16 protein-coding genes and 1 riboswitch are annotated in these 19,705 nt (G+C 71.6%); of the genes, 10 read left to right on the plus strand and 6 right to left on the minus strand.

Annotated elements, in window-relative coordinates; all coding sequences use genetic code 11:
• Nucleotides 1–3 precede the first annotated feature (3 nt).
• The gene (locus ACGFZL_RS05135; protein WP_393689346.1) at nt 4–381 is read right to left on the minus strand and encodes a phage holin family protein; all 378 of its coding nucleotides are present in this window, start codon (nt 379–381) and stop codon (nt 4–6) included.
• 59 nt (nt 382–440) lie between these two features.
• On the opposite strand from ACGFZL_RS05135, the gene ACGFZL_RS05140 reads away from it, so the two are divergent.
• From ACGFZL_RS05140 to ACGFZL_RS05155, 4 genes are all read left to right on the plus strand, one after another.
• A complete protein-coding gene (locus ACGFZL_RS05140) occupies nt 441–758 on the plus strand; it encodes a cupin domain-containing protein (RefSeq protein ID WP_355168685.1) in 318 nt (105 codons plus the stop codon).
• 138 nt (nt 759–896) lie between these two features.
• Complete coding sequence (locus ACGFZL_RS05145) at nt 897–1,109, plus strand: DUF5326 family protein (RefSeq protein ID WP_393689348.1); 213 nt, start codon at nt 897–899, stop codon at nt 1,107–1,109.
• Nucleotides 1,110–1,434: 325 nt separating this feature from the next.
• Nucleotides 1,435–2,160, plus strand: a complete 726-nt coding sequence (locus tag ACGFZL_RS05150; protein WP_393689605.1) for an IclR family transcriptional regulator — start codon at nt 1,435–1,437, stop codon at nt 2,158–2,160.
• Nucleotides 2,161–2,274: 114 nt separating this feature from the next.
• Nucleotides 2,275–2,712 (plus strand): SsgA family sporulation/cell division regulator, encoded by a 438-nt coding sequence (locus ACGFZL_RS05155; RefSeq protein WP_355168286.1) that lies wholly within the window; start codon nt 2,275–2,277, stop codon nt 2,710–2,712.
• Between the two features lie 156 nt (nt 2,713–2,868).
• Here the strand turns inward: ACGFZL_RS05155 and ACGFZL_RS05160 are convergent, their stop codons facing one another.
• A complete protein-coding gene (locus ACGFZL_RS05160) occupies nt 2,869–4,350 on the minus strand; it encodes a YibE/F family protein (protein ID WP_393689351.1) in 1,482 nt (493 codons plus the stop codon).
• Between the two features lie 71 nt (nt 4,351–4,421).
• A riboswitch (TPP riboswitch) is annotated at nt 4,422–4,578 on the plus strand.
• Here ACGFZL_RS05160 and thiC point away from each other — a divergent pair.
• Nucleotides 4,571–6,409 (plus strand): phosphomethylpyrimidine synthase ThiC, encoded by a 1,839-nt coding sequence (thiC, locus tag ACGFZL_RS05165; protein ID WP_393689353.1) that lies wholly within the window; start codon nt 4,571–4,573, stop codon nt 6,407–6,409. (Overlaps the previous riboswitch by 8 nt.)
• Before the next feature lie 92 nt (nt 6,410–6,501).
• Nucleotides 6,502–7,923, plus strand: a complete 1,422-nt coding sequence (locus ACGFZL_RS05170) for a VWA domain-containing protein (RefSeq protein ID WP_393689355.1) — start codon at nt 6,502–6,504, stop codon at nt 7,921–7,923.
• Between the two features lie 21 nt (nt 7,924–7,944).
• On the opposite strand, the gene ACGFZL_RS05175 is transcribed toward ACGFZL_RS05170, so the two are convergent.
• From ACGFZL_RS05175 to ACGFZL_RS05185, 3 genes are all read right to left on the minus strand, one after another.
• Nucleotides 7,945–8,826, minus strand: a complete 882-nt coding sequence (locus tag ACGFZL_RS05175; RefSeq protein WP_393689357.1) for a hypothetical protein — start codon at nt 8,824–8,826, stop codon at nt 7,945–7,947.
• Nucleotides 8,827–9,011: 185 nt separating this feature from the next.
• Nucleotides 9,012–10,121: a metallophosphoesterase gene (locus tag ACGFZL_RS05180; protein WP_393689360.1), complete on the minus strand. Its 1,110-nt coding sequence runs from the start codon at nt 10,119–10,121 to the stop codon at nt 9,012–9,014.
• Between the two features lie 179 nt (nt 10,122–10,300).
• A complete protein-coding gene (locus tag ACGFZL_RS05185; RefSeq protein WP_355168298.1) occupies nt 10,301–11,413 on the minus strand; it encodes a LacI family DNA-binding transcriptional regulator in 1,113 nt (370 codons plus the stop codon).
• A 423-nt stretch (nt 11,414–11,836) separates the two neighbouring features.
• Here ACGFZL_RS05185 and hisC point away from each other — a divergent pair, with 423 nt between their 5' ends.
• Nucleotides 11,837–12,916 (plus strand): histidinol-phosphate transaminase, encoded by a 1,080-nt coding sequence (hisC, locus tag ACGFZL_RS05190; protein WP_393689363.1) that lies wholly within the window; start codon nt 11,837–11,839, stop codon nt 12,914–12,916.
• 37 nt (nt 12,917–12,953) lie between these two features.
• Here the strand turns inward: hisC and ACGFZL_RS05195 are convergent, their stop codons facing one another.
• The gene (locus ACGFZL_RS05195; protein WP_393689365.1) at nt 12,954–13,355 is read right to left on the minus strand and encodes a cyclophilin-like fold protein; all 402 of its coding nucleotides are present in this window, start codon (nt 13,353–13,355) and stop codon (nt 12,954–12,956) included.
• Nucleotides 13,356–13,552: 197 nt separating this feature from the next.
• Here ACGFZL_RS05195 and ACGFZL_RS05200 point away from each other — a divergent pair, with 197 nt between their 5' ends.
• The 3 genes from ACGFZL_RS05200 to cydD are packed head-to-tail and all read left to right on the plus strand — an operon-like array spanning nt 13,553 to nt 19,692.
• Nucleotides 13,553–15,058, plus strand: a complete 1,506-nt coding sequence (locus tag ACGFZL_RS05200; RefSeq protein WP_393689367.1) for a cytochrome ubiquinol oxidase subunit I — start codon at nt 13,553–13,555, stop codon at nt 15,056–15,058.
• 20 nt (nt 15,059–15,078) lie between these two features.
• A complete protein-coding gene (gene cydB, locus ACGFZL_RS05205; RefSeq protein WP_393689369.1) occupies nt 15,079–16,083 on the plus strand; it encodes a cytochrome d ubiquinol oxidase subunit II in 1,005 nt (334 codons plus the stop codon).
• Between the two features lie 48 nt (nt 16,084–16,131).
• Complete coding sequence (gene cydD, locus ACGFZL_RS05210; protein ID WP_393689372.1) at nt 16,132–19,692, plus strand: thiol reductant ABC exporter subunit CydD; 3,561 nt, start codon at nt 16,132–16,134, stop codon at nt 19,690–19,692.
• The last annotated feature ends 13 nt before the right edge of the window (nt 19,693–19,705 follow it).

Raw genomic sequence — 19,705 nt, forward strand, 5'->3', positions numbered from 1 at the left:
GGGTCAGTCCTCGTCGGGCAGGAAGGCGTTGAGCGCCCAGGAGACGATCGAGACGATCAGGCCGCCCAGCACGGCGGTCCAGAATCCCTCGACGTGGAAGCTCAGGTCGAGCTTGTCGGCCAGCCAGGACGTGAGCAGCAGCATCAGCGCGTTGACCACCAGCGTGAACAGGCCGAGCGTCAGGATGAACAGGGGCAGGGTCAGCACCCGTACGATCGGCTTGATCAGCAGGTTCACCAGGCCGAAGACCACGGCGACCACGATCAGGGTGACGGCCTTGCGCCCGGTGCTGCCGCCGGTCAGCGTGATCTTGTCCAGCAGCCACACGGCGACGGCCAGGGCGCCTGCGTTCGCGATCGTCTTGACGAGGAAATTCTTCATGTGTCTGATCGTGGCAGACGCGAACGGTGACGAACGGCGAGGCGGGGACGGGCGAGACGATGAAGGCATTCCGGCTGGACGAACTGGAGGCGGAGCGCGCCGCCAACGACGGTGCCTACCTGCAGTTCCTGCGTGAGCGGAACATGTCGGTCGGCCTGTACGCCCTCGACGCGGGGGCGGCCGACCCGCAGCGGCCGCACGCGCAGGACGAGGTGTACTTCGTGGTGAGCGGCCGCGCCTCGATCACCGTGGGCCCGGAGACCACCCAGGTCGCCCGGGGCAGCGTGGTGTACGTGCCCGCCGGGGTCGTCCACAAGTTCCACCACATCAGCGAGGACCTGCGGGTGCTGGTGGTGTTCTCTCCGCCCGAGAGCTGAGCCGGGTCTCGGGGTTCCCTAGGGGATCGGTCAGGGGGGAACAAGGGATGCGAGGCGCCCGCGGCGGCCCCCGGCGGTCCTAGCATCGAGTGCAGGACATCCGGGCCGAGAGGCCACAGAGAGACGAGGACGAGGGCGATGCGAGAGATCTTCACGGGCGTGCCGTGGTGGGTGAAGTGGATCGTGGTGCCGGCCATCGCTCTGCTCGTGTTCGGCGGACTGATCGCCACTGTGGTCGGCTTCCTGATCGGTCTGCTCTTCAAGCTGCTGGTCCTCGTCGCGGTGGTCGGTGGACTGATCTACGTCGTACGCAAGTTCATGGCGGGGTCGTCGTCGCGCTCCGACTGGTGAGCGCGGGGGCGGACCGGCGGAGGTGACGGGTGGCGCCGCCGGTTCCCTCGCGCGGGGGAAGTTTCGCGCACGGCCCGGCGAGGGGCGGTGACCGGCGATTAGAGTCCGGAATTCCGCGCGGGGGCGACCCCGCGAGCGGCGTTCCCCGCCCCGTGTCCCCCGGCACGGGCTGCCCCTCGAGTTCCGGGAGTGATCTTTGGCCACGGCTGACACCGCCTTCGTACCGCTGCCGGGTCTGCCCGCGCAGCCCCACGCGGACCGCAGGGCGACGCCCGCCGGGGCCCCTCCCCCCACGGCTCCGCCCGCCGCGACCCTCATCGGCTCGGTGCAGCGCGCCATGCGCCTGCTGGAGTGCGTCGCCAGCCACGCGTACGGCGCCCCGGCCAAGCAGCTTGCCCGCGAGACGCGGCTGGCGCTGCCCACGGCCTACCACCTGCTGCGCACGCTGGTCCACGAGGGCTATCTGCGCCGCGAGAAGGGCCTGTTCTTCCTCGGCCCGGCCGCCGAGCGGCTGAGCAGCAGCGGTGCCGAGCAGTTGCGGCGCGGCACGATGGCCGACGCGATGGCGCACTGGCGCGACGCGATCGGGGCGCCGGTGTACTTCGCCGTGTACCGCGAGGGCGAGATCGACGTCGCGTGCGTCTCCGACTCCTCGGGCAGCCCGGCGGCCGTGGAGTGGGCGGACTTCCGCGAGACCGGGCACGCCCACGCCGTCGGCCAGTGCCTGCTGTCGCAGCTCGACGAGGACGCCCGGCGCGATCACCTGGACCGTCACCCGGTGCGGACCCTGACGCCGTACACGGTGCGTGACGGTCGCGGGCTCCTGGAGCGGCTCGAACGCCTGCGCAGGATGGCACCGGTGACCGAGCGGCAGGAGTACGCCCTGGGGACCGTCTGCGCCGCGATCCCCCTCACGGTCGGCTCCGTGGCGGCCACGATGGCCCTGTCCCTGCCCGCCCGTCAGGCGGATCGGCTGCTGCCCGCGGCCCAGGTGCTGCAGAGCGAGATGGCCCGGCGGCTGGGGTCGCTCGCGCTGTCTATCAGTATCTGAAAACTCACTCCTTGTGATCTGGTGTGTACGTTGAGCAAGATGCCTCCAGTGTCAGAGGTTTGATGTGTCACAGGGTTGATTCCCGGCCGGTCGAGGCGAATGACGGGGTAGGCGATGGGTGATTCCGTGCAGGCAGAGGTCATGATGAGCTTTCTCGTGTCCGAGGAGCTGTCATTCCGCATCCCGGTGGAGCTGGGGTACGCGACCAGCGATCCCTACGCCGTGCGTCTGACCTTCCATCTCCCCGGGGACGCCCCGGTGACCTGGACCTTCGGCCGGGAGCTGCTGGTGGACGGGGTGGGCAGGCCGTGCGGTGACGGCGACGTCCGCATCGCCCCCGTCGACCCCGAGCCGCTGGCGGAGGTGCTGATCCGGCTTCAGGTGGGCAGCGACCAGGCGTTGTTCCGCTCCTCGGCGGCGCCGCTGGTGGCGTTCCTGGACCGCACCGACAAGCTGGTGCCGCTGGGGCAGGAGGGAGCGCTGGCCGACTTCGACGCCCATCTCGACGAGGCGTTGGACCGCATCCTGGCGGAGGAGCAGAGCGCGGGCTGATGCGGCGCGGACGCGGCGGCGCATGAGGCTCCCGGTATCCGCAGGAACGGTTCTGCACGCGGAGGCGCTTCTGCCCGCTGAGGCGGTTCTGTCCCCGAGGCGCGGCTGCGTCAGGTGGCCGGAGCCGCGCGGCGCCCGGCGCACCGCGTGCGCCGCTCAGCGCTTGCGGCGCCGGCCCCGTCCGCCCCGTACCGCACCCGCCGGACCGGGCACCGATCCGGCCGGCACCGCCGCGGCCCGCCCCGGCGGCCGGTCGGCCGACACGACCAGGGCGGCGAGTGCCGTGGTGACCGGCACCGACGCCACCAGCCCGATGGAGCCGACGAGCGTGCGCACGATCTCCTCGGCGACCAGTTCGCTGTTGGCGACCGTGCCCACGCTGCTCTGTGCGATCGAGAACAGCAGCAGCAGCGGCAGTGCGGCGCCCGCGTAGGCGAGGACGAGGGTGTTGACCACCGAGGCGATGTGGTCGCGGCCGATGCGGATGCCCGCCCGGTACAGGCCGCGCCAGCCCATGACCGGGTTGGCCTCGTGCAGCTCCCAGACGGCCGACGTCTGGGTGACCGTCACATCGTCCAGGACGCCGAGCGAGCCGATGATGACCCCGGCGAGGAGCAGACCGCTCATGTCGATCGACGGGTACAGGCCGTGGATCAGGCCGGTGTTGTCGTCGGTGTTGCCGGTGAGGGCGGCCCAGCCGAGGAACAGCGAGCCCAGGACGCCGATCAGCAGCAGCGAGATGAGCGTGCCCAGCACGGCGACGGACGTCCGGGCGGACAGCCCGTGGCACAGGTACAGCGCGACCAGCATGATGGCGCTGGCCCCGATCACCGCCACGACCAGCGGGTTCGATCCCTGGAGGATGGCCGGCAGGATGAAGAAGTTGAGCACCAGGAAGCTGATCGCCAGGGAGATCAGCGCCATCAGGCCGCGCAGCCGGCCGACCACCACCACGGCGAGCGCGAAGATGCCGGCCAGCAGCGCGAGCGGGAGCTTGCGGTCGATGTCCGTCACCGAGTACTGCAGGTCCCTGGGCGCGGAGGGCTCGTAGGCCACCACCACCTTCTGGCCCTCGTGCAGCTGCCGCGTCTGGTCCGGCTGGACGATCTCCGTGAACGTGCGGCCCCGGTCCTTACCGGTGTCCACGCGGATCGTCGCCTTCTTGCACGCGCCGTTCGCCTGCTGCACGGCGGAGGAGCCCTCCGCGGTGGAGGTGTCGCCGGTCGGGGTGTCCGCCGAGGCGTTGACGGACGCACAGCTCACCTCGGCCACGTTCGCCACGGTGGCCTGCTGCGTCTGCCGGTCGAAGCCGACGCCGGTGCGCTCGTGGGACGGTGCGCCGCCCGGCCAGAGCACCGCGAGGCCGACCACCACGGCGGCGGTGAACGGGATCAGGATCGCGGCGATGACCTTGCGCAGATGCCGGGAGACGGGCGCCGCCGGGCCGTGGCTGTGGGCATGCGAGTGGCCGTGTCCACCGCCATGCCCGCCGCCATGTCCACCGCCGTGTCCACCGCCGTGTCCGCCGCCGTGGCCATGGCCACCGCCTTGGTCGTGGCCGTGCCCGTCGCCGGCGTCCGGCGCCGGTGTGGGGCGGGGATCGCGCGGCGAGTACGGAGGGCGCTGCGGTGTGGTCACCGACCGATCATCGCAAGAACGAGGGGGGCCCTCTGTTCACCGCGCCCGAATTGACGCTAGCGTGGGGGCACCTTTGTACACGCGGGAGCTCGGAGCACCGGGCTGAGAGGGCGCTGACCTCCGTCCCAGCGATGTTTCACGTGGAACATCGACAGACGGACATGGCTGCGTCGACCGCCGAACCTGTTACCGGGTAATGCCGGCGTAGGGAGTAGGTCTCATGACCATCAAGGACGCACGCACGCCTGCCTCCACGCAGAACACGCAGGACGCGCAGGACGCGCCGAACACGCACGAGGCGCCCAACGCGGAGGCCGGGAAGTCCATCGGCTGGCACAAGGGGTATGTCGAGGGCTCGCGCCCCGACCTGCGAGTGCCGGTCCGTCAGGTGCATCTCACCAACGGCAAGGCGGTCACCCTCTACGACACCTCCGGGCCGTACACCGATCCGCTCGTCGACACCGACGTCCGCAGGGGCCTGGCGCCGCTGCGGGAGAACTGGGTCATCGGCCGCGGTGACACCGAGGAGTACTCCGGCCGCCCCGTCCGCCCCGAGGACGACGGCATCAAGCACACCTCGCCGCGCGGTGGCCTGCGCAACCTCGACGCCGTCTTCCCCGGGCGGCCCCGGCAGCCGCGCCGGGGCCGGGGCGGCCAGGCGGTGACGCAGCTCGCGTACGCCCGCCGGGGCGAGATCACCCCGGAGATGGAGTACGTGGCCATCCGGGAGAACGTCGCCCCGGAGGTCGTCCGGGACGAGATCGCCGCCGGCCGGGCCGTGCTGCCCGCCAACGTCAACCACCCGGAGATCGAGCCGATGATCATCGGCAAGCGGTTCCTGGTGAAGGTCAACGCCAACATCGGAAACTCGGCGGTGACCTCCTCCATCGAGGAGGAGGTGGAGAAGATGACCTGGGCGACCCGCTGGGGCGCCGACACGGTCATGGACCTCTCCACCGGCCGCAACATCCACACCACCCGCGAGTGGGTGCTGCGCAACTCCCCCGTGCCCATCGGCACCGTGCCGCTGTACCAGGCCCTGGAGAAGGTCGACGGCCGGGCCGAGGAGCTGACCTGGGAGATCTACAAGGACACGGTCATCGAACAGGCCGAGCAGGGCGTGGACTACATGACCGTGCACGCGGGGGTGCGGCTGGCCTACGTGCCGCTCACCGCGAACCGCAAGACCGGCATCGTCTCGCGCGGCGGCTCGATCATGGCGGCGTGGTGCCTGGCGCACCACAAGGAGTCCTTCCTCTACGAGAACTTCGAGGGGCTCTGCGAGATCCTCGCCGCCTACGACGTCACGTACTCCCTCGGTGACGGCCTGCGGCCCGGATCGATCGCCGACGCCAACGACCAGGCGCAGTTCGCCGAGCTGCGCACGCTCGGGGAGCTGAACACGGTCGCCAAGCGCCACCACGTGCAGACCATGATCGAAGGGCCGGGCCACGTCCCGATGCACAAGATCAAGGAGAACATCGACCTCCAGCAGGAGATCTGCGAAGAGGCCCCGTTCTACACGCTCGGCCCGCTGACCACGGACGTCGCCCCGGCGTACGACCACATCACCTCGGGCATCGGCGCCGCGATGATCGCCTGGTGGGGCACGGCCATGCTCTGCTACGTCACGCCCAAGGAGCACCTGGGCCTGCCCAACCGCGACGACGTGAAGACCGGCGTCATCACCTACAAGATCGCCGCGCACGCCGCCGACCTCGCCAAGGGGCACCCGGGGGCGCAGGAGTGGGACGACGCGCTGTCGGACGCCCGCTTCGAGTTCCGCTGGGAGGACCAGTTCAACCTGGCCCTCGACCCGGACACGGCCCGCGAGTTCCACGACGAGACGCTGCCGGCCGAGCCGGCGAAGACCGCTCACTTCTGCTCGATGTGCGGTCCGAAGTTCTGCTCGATGAAGATCAGCCAGAGCATCAACGAGCGGTTCGGCGGGACGGCGGCCGAGGGGGCCTCCGACGACGAGATCACCGAGGGCATGCTGCAGAAGTCCAAGGAGTTCGCGGCGAGCGGCAACCGGGTCTACCTGCCGCTGGCCGACTGACCCCGGCCGGCGGCCCGGCGTGCACCGGGGAGGGGGCGGGACCGCTCGCCTTCTCCCTCCCCACCGGAGCTCCGGATGGGCATCATGAAGCCATGACTGCCACCTCCGTGGGCAAAGGCGCCAACCTCGCCGTCGGCTCCACCGCGGTGCGCGTCGAACTCGTCTGCTCCTCGGGGCCGGGCGTGCCCGAGGTCGACGCCTCGGCGCTGCTGCTCACCTCGGCCGGACGAGTGCGGGACGACGGCGACTTCGTCTTCTACAACCAGCCCCGGCACGCGTCCGGCGCGGTCACCCACCTCGGCAAGGAGGCGAGGGGCGCCGGCGGGGTGGTGGCCGACACCGTCGAGGTGGCGCTCGGCGCGCTGGAGCCGACCGTCGACCGCGTCGTCCTGTGCGCGTCGGCGGACGGCGGCACGTTCGGCCAGGTGCCTGGGCTGTCGTTGCGCTTGCTGGACGCGGCCTCGCGCACCGAGCTGGCGCGCTTCGACATGACGGCCGGGACGGAGACGGCACTGGTCGGCGGCGAGCTGTACCGGCGGCAGGGCGGGTGGAAGTTCCGCGCGGTCGGGCAGGGTTACGCCAGCGGGCTGGCCGGGGTGGCGACCGACTACGGCATCACGGTGGACGACGCTTCCCCGCCGACGCCGCCCCCCACGCCGGGGACCCTCACACCGCCGGCCCCCACGCCGCCGTCGCCTGCCGTGCCATCGGCCCAGCCGGCGCCGCCGGCCACGGGAAGCCCCGCCGGGCCCCGCCTCGTCAAGGGCGAGGAGCGGCTGCCGGTGGAGATGCGCAAACGGCTGTCCCTGCGCAAGGAGCAGGTGGCGGTCAGCCTGCACAAACACGGCGCGTCCGGCATCACCGCGCGCGTCGTTCTGGTCCTCGACGCCTCCGGCTCGATGGTCGACCTCTACGCGCACGGCGTGGTGGCCGATGTCGTGGAGCGGATGGCCGCCGTCGCCGCGCAATTGGACGACGACGGGGAGATGCAGGCCTGGACCTTCGCCTCGAACCCGGCCCGCCTGCCCGATCTGGTCCTCGGTGAGCTGCCCGAGTGGCTGCGGCTGCACGTTCGCGCGGGGGAGATCTCGCTGTTCCGCCGCGGCCGGAAGAAGGGGCTGGAGCCCAACCAGGTGGACATGCGGGAGGTCGGCGTCCAGAACGAGGAGCAGAAGGTGATCGCCGAGGTCCGGGCCTTCGTCCGGGACCATCCGGTACCGGTGCCGACCCTGGTGCTGTTCTTCTCGGACGGCGGTGTCTACCGCGACGCCGACATCGAGCGGGAGCTGCGGGCGGCCGTGGAGGAGCCGGTCTTCTGGCAGTTCGTGGGACTGGGCCGGGCGAAGTACGGCGTGCTCGAGCGCTTCGACACGCTGCCCGGCCGCCGCGTCGACAACGTGGGCTTCTTCGCCGTGGACGACATCAGCACCGTCCCGGACCCGGAGCTGTACGACCGCCTGCTCTCCGAGTTCCCGTCCTGGATCGCTGCCGCCGGCCGGGCGGGCATCCTCTGACCCGCCCGCCCGGACCGGTGGCTATTCGGGCCGGTGCTCCGGGCCGCCGAAGTCCGGGCTGCTGAAGTCCGGGCTCGTGTAGCGGGGCCGGGGCCCGGCGGATCCGTCGTCGGGGCTGGTGAACCCGGGGCGTCCGTAGCCGAGCTGCGGAATCCGGCTCCCCGGCGCCGGCGGGCTCGGACGGACCGGCGGTTCGACCGCACCCGCCGCGCCCGGATCGGTGAGCGCCTCCCGCAGGAAGGGCACGATGCCGCGCTCCAACAGCGCGTCGTGCCAGGCGTCCCGGGCCCGGGCCAGCTCCTCGTCGAGTTCGCCGTAGCCGACGGACTCGGCGAAGGGGCGGTTGCGCAGCGCCGTGAGCAGCAGCCCGACCCCGGCGACCAGGATGGCGAGGGCCGTGACGGCGCCGAACACCCAGCCCGTGGTGAGCATGGTCCGCGCGAACGCCTGCTCGGGGTCGAGCATCCGCAGGATGTAGCCGACGAGCAGGAAGATCGCCGCGGCCGTGCCCGCCAGCACCGGCGCCAGCACCGCGACGACGGCGACGGCACCCGCGCCCGCCGCCTCGGCGGCCTCGCCGACGGTGGCGGCGAGGCCGGCCGCGTCCGTGCCCGGCCGCTCGGCGCCGTCCGGGTGCGCGAGGTCGCCGGCCGGGCCGGCGGACGCGGGGCGGCGCAGCTCCTCACGGACCTTGACGTAGTGCTGGTACTCGGCCGTGGCCGCCGCTGTGATCAGCGCGGTGGCGTTCAGGGCCATGGTGCGCAGTTGTTCGGGATTGAGCCGCTGTCCGACCATGGCCAGTTCGGGCCGGTGCGGAGCGGTGCGCAGCGCCTCGTCGAGGATCCGCGCGTACTCCTGGCGGTCCTCACTGGGCAGGTGCTGCGGAACGCTGTTCATGTGCATCCCCCGATGCTCCGTAGGGCTTGGGGCTCGCACGCATGCCTGCGAGCCGTCGGGCAGAAACGGAGGGGAGCCTGCTACGGATAAGCCGATGGTAGAGCGGCGACGGCGCGCGGTGACAGGGGGTTTCCGGAAATTGGGTGCCGGCCCGCCCGCCGCCGGATGCCGGGCGGTGCGCCGGGGAACGGTCAGTCGGTCAGCGGCAGTTGCTGGACCAGCAGCTTTCCGGCCATGGTGACGCCGCCGTCCATCGCGATGGCCAGCCCGTCCGCGTAGACGTGCGGACCCTCGACGGCGGTACGGGTGTCGTCCTCGCCGTCCTCCGAGCCGACCTCGCCCAGGAGGTAGGGGATGGGGCTGTGCCCGTGGACGATCCGGGTGCCGCCGTAGGCGTCGAGCAGCGAGCGCACGGCGTCGGCGCCGCCTTCGTCGCGGAAGGAGAAGCGCTTGGTCAGCTTGCGGAACAGGTCCCACACCTCCTCCGCGTCGTTGCGCGTGAGCGTCTCGCGGACGGTGTCGTTGACCTCCTCGATGGAGCGCCCGTAGTCGAGGTAGGAGGTGGTGTCGGAGTGGACGAGGAGGTGGCCGTCGACCTCTTCGAGGGCGTCCAGGCGGGCCATCCACTGCAGGTGGTGGTCCTGGAGCCGGTCCATGTCGGTCTTCTGGCCGCCGTTGAGCAGCCAGGCGGCCTGGAAGGTGGCGGTGCCCGCGCCGGAGTTGACGGGGGTGTCGCCGAACCGCTTGGCGCCGAGCAGCAGCAGCTCGTGGTTGCCCATCAGCGCCTTGCAGTAGCCGCCGGCCGCGGCGGCCTCGGCGGACAGCCGCATCACCAGATCGATGACGCCGATGCCGTCCGGACCGCGGTCGGTGAAGTCGCCGAGGAACCACAGGCGGGAGGTGCCCGCGCACCACTGGCCGGCCGCGTCGACGAGGCCCCGCTCCCGCAGGGCCGCCATCAGCTGGTCGAGGTAGCCGTGCACGTCGCCGACGACGTACAGCGGACCCTGGCCCGTGCCGGTGTGCGAGACGGTGAGCGGCTCGGGGTCGACGGCCACCTGCACCGTGTCACCGCGGCGGATGACGGGCAGGTCGCGCTGGGTGGGGGTGTAGCCCTCCGGGAAGGTCTCGGTGAGCCCCTCCTCGGCGGGCGGTGCCGCCATGTCGCCCGGGTGGGTGCCGGAGGCGGCGTACGGAGCGGTCTCGTGGACGTACGCGGGCACCCGGAAGTCGCGGACCGTCGCCGTCCGCTCCACCTCGGGTCCCTGACCGGCCCCCTGAGTCATCGGCCCCTCCACCATCGCGCCGCAGCTGCACCGCTTCGGACTGCCTGGTCGCAGCGGCCCGCGGTGTGTGGGCCCATCATAGGAATGCGGATCGCGCTGTGTGATGACCCAGGGGTGGTGAATCAGAGCATCACTCCGGTTCACCGGGGCTTTCGCCCCGATTGGCACGGGATTCGCCGGTCCGTGGCGGCGCGTCAGTCGCTTTCCGGTGAGCGTGGCGGGCTGACCGTCGTGCGCGGAGTACGCCGCTGCGACGACGTCCGCACGATCAGCTCGGTCGGTATGACCTGCTCGACGGGCTGGTCGGATTCGATGCCCTCGATGGCGTCGATCAGCAGCTGGATGACGGCGGTGCCGATGCGCCGGGGCTTGAGCGACAGGGTCGTGATGGGCGGCTCGGTGGCGGCGTACCCGGTGGACTCGCTGCAGCAGACGACGAGCAGGTCCTCCGGAACGCGCAGGCCGTAGCGCCGGGCCGCGGCGAGCAGGTCGGTGCCGTTCGGGTCGAACAGGCCGTAGACGGCGTCGGGCCGGTCGGGCCGGGCGAGCAGCCGGTCGGCGGCCACCGCGCCGGCGCAGGGGTCGTGCGCCGGGTAGGCCTCGTAGACGGGGTCCTGTCCGACGCGCTCGCACCAGCTCAGGTAGGCCGAGGTCGACAGGTGGGTGTACGTGTCGGTCGTGGTGCCGGTCAGCAGCCCGATGCGGCGGGCGCCGGCGTCGGCCAGGTGGTCGAGGATGCCGAGGACGGCGGCTTCGTGGTCGTTGTCGACCCAGGCGGTGACGGGCAGCGAGCCGACCGGGCGGCCGTCGGAGACGACGGGTAAGCCCTGGCGGACCAGCTCACCGACGACGGGATCCTGTTCGGAGGGGTCCACGACGACCGTGCCGTCCAGTGCCACGTTGGCCCAGACGTCGTGGCGGGAGGTCGCCGGGAGGATGACGAGGGCGTAGCCGCGGGCGAGCGCGGCGGAGCTGGCGGCGCGTGCCATCTCGGCGAAGTACGCGAACTCCGTGAAGGTGAAAGGTTCATCCCCGTACGTCGTCACGGTCAGGCCGATGAGCCCCGACTTGCCGGTGCGCAGTGTGCGGGCCGCGGCAGACGGCCGGTACCCCAGCCGCTCGGCGACCTCGCGGACATGGCGCCGGGTGGCGTCCGGGAGACGGCCCTTGCCGTTGAGGGCGTCGGAGACGGTCGTGATGGACACTCCGGCGGCGGCGGCCACGTCCCTGATGCCCGCCCGGCCGGGCCGGCTGCCTCGGCGTGCGGCTTCCGCACGGCTCACCTGGTGCTTCCCTGCTGCTGTCATGGCGAGCCGATAGTAGGGCTCATGTGGTGGGGTAGGGCGGACGCATATGCACCCATCGACAGGGACGATTCTGCAAGATCCAAAAGCCCGAACGGCCATGGTAAGCAAGGCAGATGCCTCTCGATGCCCTACTACCTGGGGCGTCGGCCCGCGCATGCCTGGCGAGCGGTCGAGGTTGCGAAGAGGTCTCAACTCACCTGCACGGGGGACGCGCGCCAGGGCGCGAGCCACCGGCGCACGGATATATGTGCGACGCGCCCCCCGGATCGGGCGCCTTCACGCCCAGATGTCCGTGATGCCGGAGTGGCGGTCGTGGATTCGGGTCCCGGTGCGGCCGCCGACCGCTCACCTATACGCACCGGCGCCGAATCCTCTTAGGGTGAGAAGTATTCATAGCCGGTGGTGGTCACGAGGAGGACTGCGGTGAGCGAGACGAGCCCGAAGCTGCGTGCCGAGCTGGAGGGTATCCCCACCTACAAGCCGGGCCGGCCGGCCGCGGCCGACGGTCCGGTGGCCTACAAACTGTCCTCCAACGAGAACCCATATCCGCCCCTCCCCGGGGTGATGGAGACGGTGACGGCCGCCGCCGCGGCCTTCAACCGGTACCCCGACATGGCCTGCACGGCGCTGACGCAGGAGCTGTCCGACCGGTTCGGCGTCCCCCTCTCCCACCTGGCCACCGGCACCGGCTCGGTCGGTGTGGCCCAGCAACTGATCCAGGCCACCTCGGGCCCCGGTGACGAGGTGATCTACGCCTGGCGCTCCTTCGAGGCGTACCCGATCATCACGCAGGTCAGCGGCGCGACGTCGGTGAAGGTGCCGCTGACCGACGGCGAGGTGCACGACCTGGACGCGATGGCCGCGGCGATCACCGACCGGACCCGGCTGATCTTCGTCTGCAACCCCAACAACCCCACCGGCACGGTGGTGCGCCGGGCCGAGCTGGAGCGCTTCCTCGACCAGGTGCCGTCCGACGTGCTCGTGGTCCTCGACGAGGCGTACCGCGAGTTCATCCGGGACCCCGAGGTGCCGGACGGCGTCGAGTTCTACCGTTCGCGGCCCAACGTCTGCGTCCTGCGGACCTTCTCCAAGGCGTACGGCCTCGCCGGGCTGCGCGTCGGCTTCGCGATCGCCCACGAACCGGTGGCGGCGGCGCTGCGCAAGACGGCGGTGCCCTTCGGGGTCAGCCAGATCGCCCAGGAGGCGGCGATCGCCTCGCTGCGCGCCGAGGACGAGCTGATCGGCCGGGTCGGGTCGCTGGTGTGCGAGCGCACGCGGGTGGTCGACGGGCTGCGCGCCCAGGGCTGGACGGTGCCGGAGACGCATGCCAACTTCGTGTGGCTGCGGCTGGGGGAGCGCACGCTCGCCTTCGCCGAGGCGTGCGAGCAGGCGGGCGTGGTGATCCGGCCGTTCGCCGGCGAAGGGGTGCGGGTGACGGTCGGGGAGACCGAGGCGAACGACATCTTCCTCAAGGCCGCGGAAGGTTTCCGCCGGGAGCTGTAGCCCCCGGAGGCTCCCGCCGGACGCTTGAGGCCCAGGGCTACGGTGACTCGACGCGCTCCACGCGGATCGGGTCGCCGTCCCGCACCGTCGCCAGGTCCCGGGGGTCCCCGTCGAGGCGGCCCAGGACGTTGCAGGGACTCGCGAGGCGGCACTCGTCGCCTCGCGAGATCGGCGTGGGGCCATAGGGGAGGGCCAGCGCGTCGCCGTCGGTCCAGAAGGCGACGGTGCCCGGCTCCACGACCTGCCGGGCGTCCGTTTCACGTGAAACAGATACGCCTGCGTCGAAATACACCTCTTCGCCCCAGGTGTGGGCCGAGGCGGAGAGCGGCAGCGCCTTGAGGAGTGCCTCGGCGGTCGGGGTGTCGGTGAGCGTCGCGGTGAGGTGACCCGCGGGCCACGAGATGCGGATCTGGGTCAGCGGCTCCGTCAGCGGTCCCATGCCGCGGATTCAACAAGATGTTGAAGGCGTTGCCAAGGGGTTGACGTCACACCGGACCCCCCTACCGGTGTCGAAAAGCGGTAGGTCATAATTGCTTGTGAATGTGAACGCGTTCACAAGCGCGTAGGCTACGTCCGATCTAGATGTGACATACACGCATAAAGTGCCCGCGACCACGGCGAGTGAGGAGAGACGACGTGGACATGGCGTTGGCGCCGGAGACCCTGGCGCGGTGGCAGTTCGGCATCACGACCGTCTACCACTTCTTGTTCGTTCCCCTGACGATCTCGCTGGCCGCCCTGACGGCCGGTCTGCAGACCGCCTGGGTCCGCACGGACAAGGAGAAGTACCTCAAGGCGACCAAGTTCTGGGGCAAGCTCTTCCTGATCAACATCGCCATGGGCGTCGTCACCGGCATCGTGCAGGAGTTCCAGTTCGGTATGAACTGGTCCGACTACTCGCGCTTCGTCGGCGACGTCTTCGGTGCCCCCCTCGCCTTCGAGGCGCTGATCGCGTTCTTCTTCGAGTCGACCTTCATCGGCCTGTGGATCTTCGGCTGGGACAAGCTGCCCAAGAAGGTCCACCTGGCCTGCATCTGGATGGTCTCGATCGGCACACTGCTGTCGGCGTACTTCATCCTCGCCGCCAACTCCTGGATGCAGCACCCGGTCGGCTACCGGATCAACGGGGAGAAGGGCCGCGCCGAGCTGACCGACTTCTGGCGGGTGCTCACCCAGAACACCACGCTCAACCAGGTCTTCCACAGCTTCTCGGCGGCCTTCCTGACCGGTGGCGCCTTCATGGTCGGCATCGCCGCCTTCCATCTGATGCGCAAGAAGCACATCCCGGTGATGCGCACCTCGCTCCGGCTCGGCCTGGTCACCCTGGCCGTCGGCGGCCTGCTCACCGCGATCAGCGGCGACACCCTCGGCAAGGTCATGTACGAGCAGCAGCCGATGAAGATGGCCGCCGCCGAGGCGCTCTGGGAGGGCGAGAAGCCGGCGCCCTTCTCCGTCTTCGCCTACGGAGACGTGGACAAGGGGCACAACGAGGTCGCTCTGGAGATTCCGGGCCTGCTGTCCTTCCTCTCCCACAGCGACTTCGACTCGTACGTGCCGGGCATCAAGGACACCAACAAGACGCTCCAGGAGAAGTTCGGCCCGGGTGACTACAAGCCCATCGTCCCGGTCGCCTACTGGGGCTTCCGCTGGATGATCGGCTTCGGCATGGCCTCCTTCTCGCTCGGCCTGCTGGGCCTGTGGCTGACCCGGAAGAAGTTCCTGCTGCCCGCCGCCTGGCGGACCGGGGACGACGAGGTGCCGCACCTGATGGTGTGGAAGAAGCCGCTCGGACCGCGCCTCGGCCGGCTGTACTGGCTGCTGTCCCTGTGGACGATGGCCTTCCCGCTCATCGCCAACTCCTGGGGCTGGATCTTCACCGAGATGGGCCGCCAGCCGTGGGTCGTCTACGGCGTGATGCAGACCCGCGACGCGGTCTCCCCCGGCGTGTCCACCGGCGAGGTCATCACCTCGATGATCGCGTTCACCGCCCTCTACGCCGTGCTGGCCGTGATCGAGGTCAGGCTGCTCGCCAAGTACGTCAAGGCGGGCCCGCCCGAGCTGACCACGGACGACCTCAACCCGCCCACGAAGATCGGCGGCGACGTCCGTGACGCCGACAAGCCGATGGCCTTCTCCTACTAGGCCGAGGGAGCCGCACCGTCATGGAACTGCACGACGTCTGGTTCGTCCTGATCGCCGTCCTGTGGACCGGCTACTTCTTCCTGGAGGGCTTCGACTTCGGGGTCGGCGTACTGACCAAGCTGCTCGCCCGCGACCGGGCCGAGAAGCGGGTTCTGATCAACACCATCGGCCCCGTGTGGGACGGGAACGAGGTCTGGCTGCTCACGGCCGGCGGCGCCACCTTCGCCGCCTTCCCCGAGTGGTACGCCACCCTGTTCTCCGGCTTCTACCTGCCGCTGCTGGTCATCCTGCTCTGCCTGATCATCCGGGGCGTCGCCTTCGAGTACCGGGTCAAGCGGCCGGAGGAGCGCTGGCAGCGCAACTGGGAGACCGCGATCTTCTGGACCTCGCTGCTCCCGGCGTTCCTGTGGGGCGTCGCCTTCGGCAACATCGTCCGGGGCGTCGAGATCGACCGGAACCTCGAGTACGTCGGCACCTTCTGGGACCTGCTCAACCCGTACGCCCTGCTCGGCGGACTGGTGACGCTGACGCTGTTCACCTTCCACGGCACGGTGTTCACGGCCCTGAAGACCGTGGGGGAGATCCGCGAGCGGGCGCGCACCCTGGCCCTGCGCGTCGGGCTGGTCACGGCCGTGCTGGCGCTGGTGTTCCTGCTGTGGACGCAGGTGCACAGCGGGGACGGCAAGAGCCTGGTGGCCCTCGTGGTGGCCGTCGCCGCGCTGGTCACCGCCCTGGTGGCGAACCAGGCGGGGCGCGAGGGATGGTCGTTCGCCCTGTCCGGCGTCACCATCGTGGCCGCCGTGGCGATGCTCTTCCTGACGCTCTTCCCGAACGTCATGCCGTCCACGCTCGACGCGGACTGGAGCCTGACCGTCACCAACGCCTCCTCCAGCCCGTACACCTTGAAGATCATGACCTGGCTGGCCGCGATCGCCACGCCTCTCGTCCTGCTCTACCAGGGCTGGACGTACTGGGTGTTCCGCAAGCGGATCGGAACCCAGCACCTCGCCGACGCCGCGCACTGACTCCCCCGAACAGGACCGAGTCCCTCCGACCAGGGAGGCATGTTTCACGTGAAACCCATCGATCCGCGTCTGCTGCGGTACGCCCGCGCCACCCGGCTGTTCCTGGCGGCCGTCGTCGTGCTGGGCGGCCTCGGGGCCGGTCTGCTCGTCGCCCAGGCAATGCTCATCGCCGAGATCGTGGTGGGCGGCTTCCAGCACGGCATGGCGGCCGGTGACCTCCGCTCCCCGCTGCTGTTGCTGGTGGCCGTGGCGGTCGGCCGCGCCCTGGTCGGCTGGCTCACCGAGCTGGCGGCGCACCGGGCGAGCGCGGCCGTCAAGTCGGAACTGCGCGGCCGTCTGCTGGAGCGGGCGACCGCGCTCGGCCCGGACCGGCTCGGCGGCCGGCCGACCGGATCGCTGGTCGCCCTGGCCACCCGGGGAATCGACGCCCTGGACGACTACTTCTCCCGCTACCTCCCCCAGCTGGGCCTCGCGGTGGTCGTGCCGGCGGCCGTGCTGGCCAGGATCGTCACCGAGGACTGGGTGTCGGCGGCGATCATCGTCGCCACCCTGCCGCTCATCCCGGTCTTCATGGTGCTGATCGGCTGGGCCACGCAGTCCCGGATGGACCGTCAGTGGCAGTTGCTCTCCCGGCTGTCCGGGCACTTCCTGGACGTGGTCGCCGGGCTGCCGACGCTGAAGGTGTTCGGGCGGGCCAAGGCGCAGGCCGAGTCGATCAAGCGGATCACCGGTGAGTACCGGCAGGCCACACTGCGGACCCTGCGCATCGCCTTCCTGTCCTCCTTCGCCCTGGAACTGCTCGCCACGCTCTCGGTGGCGCTGGTCGCGGTGACCATCGGCATGCGGCTCGTGCACGGGGACATGGCCCTCTACGACGGCCTCGTCGTGCTCGTGCTGGCCCCGGAGGCGTACCTGCCGCTGCGTCAGGTGGGAGCGCAGTATCACGCCGCAGCCGAGGGGCTCGCCGCAGCCGAGGAAGTCTTCGCCGTCCTGGAACACCCCGTGCCGGCCGCGGGGACCGGCCCGGTCCCGGTGAACGGCGCCCTGGCCTTCGAGGGCGTGACCGTCCGCTACCCCGGGCGCTCCGGGGACGCGGTGACGGACGTGAGCTTCACGGTCGAGCCCGGCGAGACGGTCGCCCTGGTCGGCCCGAGCGGCGCGGGCAAGTCGACCCTGCTCGGCGTGGCTCTCGGGTTGGTGCGTCCGGCGGCGGGCTGGGTCAGCGTCGGGGGCGCCGACCTGGCGGGTCTCGAACCGGCCCGGTGGCACGAGCGCGTCGCCTGGGTGCCCCAGCACCCGCACCTGTTCGCCGGCACCATCGCGGAGAACGTCCGCCTGGCCCGGCCGGACGCGGACGACGTCGCCGTGCGCCGGGCGCTGCGGGACGCGGGCGCGCTGGAGTTCGTGGACGCGCTGCCCGAGGGGCCGGGGACCGTGCTGGGGGAGGAAGGCGCGGGGCTGTCCGCGGGTCAGCGGCAGCGTCTCGCGCTGGCCCGGGCGTTCCTGGCGGACCGGCCGGTGCTGCTGCTCGACGAGCCGACGGCCGCGCTGGACGGGGCCACCGAGGCGGAGATCGTCACCGCGGTACGCCGGCTGGCGGCGGGGCGGACGGTGTTGCTGGTGGTGCACCGCCCGGCGCTTCTGGACGTGGCCGACCGGGTGGTGCGGCTGGAGCAGCCGGCCCCTGTGGGCGCCGCCGAGGAGGGAGCGACGGCGGGAGCGACGGCGGGCTCGGCGGCCACGGTGCCTGCGGGACTCACGACGCCCGCGGCGTCCTCGGCGGCTCGGCCCCGTCCGTTGGAGGCAGCGGCCGACCCGGCCCGGCAGCCGTGCGAGACCCCGGTCCCGGTGCGGGCCCCGGGCAGGGCGCTGGCCCGGGTGCGGGCGATGTCCGGCGCGCGGCGCGGCCGGCTCGGCCTTGCGCTGCTGCTCAGCGGTCTCGCGCTCGTCAGTGCCGTCGGCCTGATGGCGACCTCCGGTTGGCTCATCTCGCGGGCCTCGCAGCAGCCGCCGGTGTTGTATCTGATGGTGGCCGTGACGGCGACCCGTGCCTTCGGGATCGGGCGGGCCGTCTTCCGGTACGCCGAGCGGCTCGTCTCCCACGACGCCGTGCTGCGGATGCTCGCCGACACCCGCGTCGCCGTCTACCGGCGGCTGGAGCGGCTGGCGCCCGCCGGGCTGCGCCACAGCCGCCGGGGCGACCTGCTGTCCCGGCTCGTCGCGGATGTCGACGCCCTGCAGGACTACTGGTTGCGCTGGCTGCTGCCGGCCGGGGCCGCAGCGATCGTCTCCGTCGCGTCGGTCGGCGTCACGGCGTGGCTGCTGCCGGCGGCCGGTGCCGTCCTTGCGGCCGGGCTGCTGGTGGCCGGTGTGGGCGTCCCCCTGCTCACCGGCTTCGTCGCACGGCGGGCCGAACGGCGGCTCTCCCCCGCCCGGGGCGCCCTCGCCACCCGGGTCACCGACCTGCTCACCGGCACCGCCGAACTCACCGTCGCCGGTGCCCTGCCGGCGCGGCGAGCGCTCGCGCGCCGCGCCGATTCCACGCTCACCCGGATCGCCTCCCGGGCCGCCGCCGCCACCGCGCTCGGTGCCGGACTGACGGCGCTGGTCTGCGGCCTGACCGTCGTCGGCGCCGCCCTGGTCGGCGTGGAGGCGGTCGCCGACGGGCGGCTCGCCGGGGTGGCCCTGGCCGTCGTGGTCCTCACCCCGCTGGCCGCCTTCGAGGCCGTCCTGGGGCTGCCGCTCGCCGTGCAGTACCGGCAGCGGGTGCGCCGGAGCGCCGAGCGGATCCACGAGGTGCTGGACGCCCCCGAGCCGGTCGGCGAACCCGAGCGGCCCCGGCAGGCACCCCAGTCACCGTTCCCGGTCGTGCTCCGGGGCCTCACCGCCCGCCACCCCGGCCAGGACCGGGACGCCCTGGCGGGCATCGACCTCACCCTCGCGGAGGGCCGACGGATCGCCGTGGTCGGGGCGTCGGGCTCCGGCAAGACGACGCTCGCCCAGGTGCTGCTGCGATTCCTCGACCCCGGCGCGGGCTCGTACACACTGGCCGGGGTGGACGCCCGTGCGCTGGCCGGCGACGACGTGCGGCGGCTGGTCGGGCTGTGCGCCCAGGACGCCCACCTCTTCGACAGCTCGGTGCGCGAGAACCTGCTGCTGGCCCGCAAGGACGCCACGGAGGCCGAGCTGTGCGACGCGCTGGACCGGGCGCGGCTGCTCGAGTGGGCCCGTGGTCTGCCCGACGGCCTGGACACCCTGGTCGGCGAGTACGGGGCCCGGCTCTCCGGCGGCCAGCGGCAGCGGCTGGCCTTGGCCCGGACGCTGCTCGCCGACTTCCCCGTCCTGGTCCTCGACGAGCCCGCCGAGCACCTCGACCTGCCGACCGCCGACGCGCTCACCGCCGACCTGCTGGCCGTCACCGAGGGCCGCACGACCCTGCTGATCACACACCGGCTGGCGGGTCTGGAGGCCGTGGACGAGGTGGTCGTCCTGGACCAGGGGGCGGTCGTGCAGCGCGGGGCGTACGCGGAGCTGGCGGCCGTGCCGGGACCTCTGCGGACGATGATCGAGCGCGAGGCGGCTCAGCACGATCCTCGTGTGCCTGCGTGAATCTCGACTTTCC

The organism is Streptomyces sp. NPDC048182 (genome assembly GCF_043202555.1).
GTDB lineage: Bacteria > Actinomycetota > Actinomycetes > Streptomycetales > Streptomycetaceae > Streptomyces.